General features: G+C 56.1%; 4 protein-coding genes and 1 pseudogene. 1 reads left to right on the top strand and 4 read right to left on the bottom strand.

What is annotated here, in order from left to right:
- From ACFSX3_RS25315 to ACFSX3_RS25300, 4 genes and pseudogenes are all read right to left on the bottom strand, one after another.
- Nucleotides 1–378 (bottom strand): annotated as a pseudogene (locus ACFSX3_RS25315) (iron permease); the annotation flags it as partial.
- A gap of 26 nt (nucleotides 379–404) precedes the next feature.
- Complete coding sequence (gene efeB / locus ACFSX3_RS25310) at nucleotides 405–1,751, bottom strand: iron uptake transporter deferrochelatase/peroxidase subunit (protein WP_209994741.1); 1,347 nt, start codon at nucleotides 1,749–1,751, stop codon at nucleotides 405–407.
- Between the two features lie 4 nt (nucleotides 1,752–1,755).
- Nucleotides 1,756–2,679, bottom strand: coding sequence for an iron uptake system protein EfeO (gene efeO / locus ACFSX3_RS25305; RefSeq protein ID WP_209994742.1), 924 nt, complete (start codon nucleotides 2,677–2,679; stop codon nucleotides 1,756–1,758).
- Between the two features lie 224 nt (nucleotides 2,680–2,903).
- Nucleotides 2,904–3,881 carry a LacI family DNA-binding transcriptional regulator gene (locus ACFSX3_RS25300; RefSeq protein WP_209994743.1) on the bottom strand — a complete coding sequence of 326 codons (978 nt, stop codon included), beginning with the start codon at nucleotides 3,879–3,881 and terminating at the stop codon, nucleotides 2,904–2,906.
- A gap of 424 nt (nucleotides 3,882–4,305) precedes the next feature.
- Between ACFSX3_RS25300 and ACFSX3_RS25295 the strand changes: the two genes are divergently transcribed.
- A complete protein-coding gene (locus ACFSX3_RS25295; protein ID WP_019908812.1) occupies nucleotides 4,306–4,530 on the top strand; it encodes a helix-turn-helix domain-containing protein in 225 nt (74 codons plus the stop codon).
- Nucleotides 4,531–5,103: the final 573 nt, after the last annotated feature.

Here is a 5,103-nt window from a genome sequence, read left to right as displayed (position 1 = left end):
GGCGGTGACGAACGCGTCCACGCTCCGGGCGAGCGTGGACAGTGCGGACTTGGCGGGTGCGCCGCCGCCGTCCGCCAGGGCTTCTGCCGCGGCTGCCAGCGCGGCGTCCACCTCCGCAGCCGGACCGGCGAGTGCCGGGTCCGGCGTGCCCTCGTTCGCGCTGCGCCACAGCGCCGCGAACGAATCAACATCGGCCGCCGCCTCCGCCCAGCGGCTCTGGCCGGCCTCGACCAGCGCGCTGCCTACAGGCGGCAGCAGCTCATCCAGCGGCGCGCCTGACGCAGAAGCCGGCGCGCCGGGCAGCAGCACAAGCAGGCAGAGGAGCAGCAGCGCTGCCCTGAACTGCCGCCATGGACTCTGTGTAACCGTGACCTTCATCGGGATCATTCCTCTCAGGCATTCAGTCATCCCAGCAGCAGCTCCCCGATATAGCCGCCTTCGCGTACACCCGGGAAGCAGGCGAAAACAGCACTGCCGGTGTGAACCATATATTCATTCAGCCGGTCATTTTTGGAGAGGCGCTGCTGGATGCTGACGAACTGCTTCATCAGATCCTTTTGGAAGCTGATGAATACCAGACCGGCATCAAGCTGTCCGGTCTTGAGATCCATGCCGCTGGAATAGGAGTAGGAGCGGCGCAGCATTTGGACTGAGCCGTCTCCATGGGCGAGAGCGGAATGGGAGTCCGGCGGGATGAGCGGCTTGCCGGTAGCATCCGCTGCTGCCAGATTCAGCTCGGCGAATTCATCCCCGGCTCCAATCGGTGCGCCGCTCTGCCGGTGCCGTCCGAAGGTGGCCTCCTGATCGCTCAGCGAGGAGCGGTCCCAGACCTCAATACGGAAACGTACGCGGCGCAGCGCAAGATACGTCCCCCCGTTCATCCACGCCGTGCCATCGGCGCTGCCGTTCCAGACGATATTTCGCATCTGCGTCTCATCGGTGACGTCCGGATTCCCCGTGCCGTCCTTGAAGCCGAGCAGATTACGCGGGGTGCCGCCTGACGGATCGGCGCTGCCGCTGCGCTGGAAGCCTTCCTGGGTCCAGCGCAGCACCGCCGTACCCCGGGCGATGCGGGCCAGATTGCGGATGGCATGGAATGCCACCTGCATATCATCCGCGCAGGCCTGCACACAGAGATCGCCGCCGCACCACTGCGGCTCCAGACTGTCACCTGTGAATGCCGGGAGGTCGGTGAAGGAGGCGGGCCGTTTGCCGGAGAGGCCGAAGCGGCTGTCGAACAGGGCCGGACCTGCCCCGAAGGTAAGCGTACACTTGGAAGGGGTGAGCCCATCCGCCTCGCCGGTGTCAGTAGGCGGAAGATTGGGCTTGTCGTTCGCAGTTCCGATCATTGTGCCGGAAGTAAGCGCGGCAGCGGCAGTAGTCCAGGCTTGCATAAGCTTCTGTACATCACTGATGCTGGTAGTCGTCAGATCAAAGGAAGCGAAGCACAGAAAATTCTGTGCAGGGGTAAGAATGCCCGCCTGGTGCTTGCCGTAGAAGGGGATCGTCTCCGCCTGTTCTTCATTCTGCCCTAAGGCTGCAGCGGCCGGGACCGCCCGTCCCGCTGCCTGGCGTGCCGCCATAATACCGCCCACACCGCCTCCGCCCAGCAGCAGCCCGAGACCCGAGGCACCGGTAAGCCGCAGCATATCGCGGCGGCTGAATTTGGTGTTGAACAGCTGGGTCTCCGGCGCAGGAATTCCGTGATCCGTGTCAGCCTTATTCCGGGAATTCTTGTCTTTCTTGTTCATATCGTCACACTCCCAGAATCGTTCCCATATTGGATAGCGGCTCAGCCAAGGCGTCGAGGTTCTGGCTTAACTTACGGACCTCCTCCGGTTTGAGCATTTCGTAAGAGACGTAGCCCTCCCCCGATTTGAATGGCGCCAGCTCATTCATTAAGGCGGTGAACCGCTCGCCGATGGTTTGCTCAAGGGCCGGGTCTTTTTTGGCCAGCTCCGGCTTCAGCAGCTCATAGATCTTCTGTGCCCCCTCCACATTCGCCACAAAATCATACAAATCCGTATGGGAATAACGCTCCTCTTCCCCCGTTACTTTGGAGGAGGAGACCTCATTCAGCAGCTCAACAGCCCCGGTAACGAGCAGATTGGCATCGATTCCGGCCGTCTCCACCTTGGCGCGCAGCAGCTGCGCATCCTTCAGCAGGCGGTCCGCGACATCTGTCATGCCCTCCGTTGTGTGATTCTGCCAGAGTGCCTGTTCAATCTTATGAAAACCGCGCCACTCCGCTGCATCCACATCATTCTCACGGGCATCAATGTTCGGGTCCAGATCCCCAAGCGCTTCAGCAATCGGCTCGATCCGCTCATAATACATGCGCGCCGGAGCATACAGCGCCTTGGCTTCTTCCAGCTTGCCTGCCTTAACGGCATCCGTGAAGCCTTCGGTCTGCTTGACGAACGCATCGCATTGTTCAATGACGTATTTCCGGTATTCGTCGATGGCAGTAGTGAAGTCCGCCCCGGCTCCGCTTACGGCAGCAGTGGCTGACGGTGTGCTGGCGGCCCCGCCACCTGCCTGGGCTGCGGCATTATTCCCGGAGTTGTTACCACTGTTGCCCTTGTTGCCATCGTTATTACTGTTATCCGTGCTAGCGCATCCGGCAAGCAGGAGGGAAGCTGCTAACAGACCCGCAGGTACAGCATGACTGATCTTCATAGATTGTGGACACTCCTTTTGTGAATGATAATCATTATCAATAATGGACTTATCATAATTCTCCAACCCTTGCCTGTCAATAAAAATGTGATAATTATCATATTCATAGAAACCGCGCATATAACTCACATAAAATGCACAAAAAAACGTCCCCCGGCCAGAGGACGCTGTACGCATATTTTTGAAGCTGCTGTCTCTATAACTGCCCGGAAGCCAGCCCTATTCTACACCGTGGACCGCTCGATAATCCGGTAGTCCAGCTTGCGGTAGACCGGCTCGGGGCGCTCCGAGTGAATCTGCTCATGGATAATGCGGAAAGCGGCGGCCCCCATCTCATACAGGTGGTTGTCCATGGTGGTGATCTGAAGCAGCCGGCCGATCGGCTGGTTGTCGAAGCCCATAACCGCAAGGTCACCAGGGATGCTGAGGCCGGATCTGCGTGCTTCAATGATCAGCCCGGCGGCTACATGGTCTCCCGTAATAATCATGGCTTCCGGCCGCTGAGACATTTTCAGCAGAGACAGTGCAGCGGCTGCGCCGTCTTCCTCCGTTGTACAGTCATAGATCATCCATTCTTCTTCAAAAGCCAGCTGATGCTCAGCAATGAATTCGCGGTAAGCGGTCTGCCGGATCACTGCGCTGCTGCCGTTACGCCGTCCCTCGCAATAACCGATGGAGCGGTAACCTTTGCCGGTCAAATACTCCAGCCCCTGCTTGAAAGCCGCATAATGCTCAATATAGACAGAGGAATAGCGCCGCTCTCCGCTGTCCTGGCAGGTGATAATCGGACCGTAAGCCGTATACTCCTCGATGATCTCCGGCTTCAGCGCAGTAGATACAATCACGACACCGTCAATCTCTTTATGGCGCAGCATCTCCAGCACTTTGATTTCTTCTTCCTCCAGATAATTGCTCTGGCACAGAATCAGCCGGTATTGCGAGAGCAGCGCTTCATGGGCAAGTCCATTCATAATAATCGAGAAATAAAAAGCATGAATATAAGGCAGAATCACCGCCACCGCACCGGTACGTCCGGTAATCAGATGAACGGCGTTCATATTGCGGGTATAGTCGAGCTGCTCAATCGTTTGCAGTACAGCGTCTCTTTTGTCCTTGCTGACATACGGATGATTATTCAGCACCCGTGAGACGGTCGTTACAGATACTCCGGCCATCCGGGCGATTTCTTTAATATTAGCCACGTTCGTCTGCGCCTCCTGTGTGAGACTGGTATGACCTTATTCTAACATAGAAATGAACAGCTTTTCGGCCGATAAAAAGCTTGCTATGGAATCCATTTCATACATTACACTGGGGGTGCAACAACAATCTCTACCGGAGAAACCGGCGTGACCGAAAGGGCGTGACGGACCGGTACAGCTTGTTGCTGTAACTCGAATTCTATTGCATGTGCCCGCCGGCTGCCGCCCTTAACGCATAAGGAGCTGCGGCCTGTTTTGCTGCGTCCTGGCTGCGATATGCCTGGATTGTCCAGACTCCGCGCCTGCCCCCGCCCAATTTAATGCTGTGACAGCACCATTAACTGCCCCTCCACATAGTATGGTTTGACTGTATCCCTTTACCTTGTTATACCAAACAAACCCAGGGCAAGGAGGGGTGACACCATTGAAGGGCAACGAACATCATAGCAAATTTTTGTTGACGCATCGTGAACGCGAAGTATTCGAGCTTCTTGTGCAGGACAAAACTACACGGGATATTGCCGGACTGTTATTCATCAGCGAAAAAACCGTCCGCAACCACATCTCAAATGTAATGCAAAAATTAAACGTAAAAGGCCGTTCACAAGCGGTTGTCGAGCTGATCAAGCTTGGGGAGCTGAAAATCTAGCTGCCATGCTTCAGAGGTGATGCGTTTAAGCCTTCTCTTATCCCTCGGGATGAGGGGAGGTTTTTTGTTGTTGGCGTGCCCAGAGGCACGCATTATCTAGTTGGTGAAAGTCCAACCCGAGGAGGGACCAAGCCACCTTTGTAGCTAGGATGCTTGCGCATGGCCAAATCTGTGTATAAAAGTGCATCAACAAAAGTACTGGTCAGAGACTGGGCGAGCAACAATCCAGGCCACAACATCAAGTCAATCTTCCGCGTCGTTAAAAAGGCCCTGCGAAGGGGAATAGAAGGAGACGAGTCCCGCCATAATGGACGAAGGCTAAGGAAACTGCAAAGAACTTGGAGCAGCAGTGAAGATTCCTCCGGCGTATAGGGTACGGCATGGATTGAAAGATAGTGCAGTGATACTTACGAGACCCTTCCCCACACGGGAGTTTTTTAGAACCCGTAAAGAGGCACTCTATAACTATAAGTCCAGAAGACGATGTGAACCGTCTGTGGGAAGGGAGTCCGAGGGGCTCATAGTACCGAAGAACCTAAGGACAACATAACCTTAGTGAGGGAGCCCTGCTTT

The sequence above is a fragment of the Paenibacillus rhizoplanae genome, from assembly GCF_042684125.1.
Taxonomy (GTDB): Bacteria; Bacillota; Bacilli; order Paenibacillales; family Paenibacillaceae; genus Paenibacillus_AQ; species Paenibacillus_AQ rhizoplanae.
The sequence above is the reverse complement of the archived record's forward strand: the minus strand, read 5'-3'. Positions and strand labels throughout refer to the sequence as shown.

Coding starts and splice junctions, on each gene's coding strand:
- efeB (WP_209994741.1), bottom strand. CDS start 1,751: ATGAACAAGAAAGACAAGAATTCCCGGAATAAGGCTGACACGGATCAC.
- efeO (WP_209994742.1), bottom strand. CDS start 2,679: ATGAAGATCAGTCATGCTGTACCTGCGGGTCTGTTAGCAGCTTCCCTC.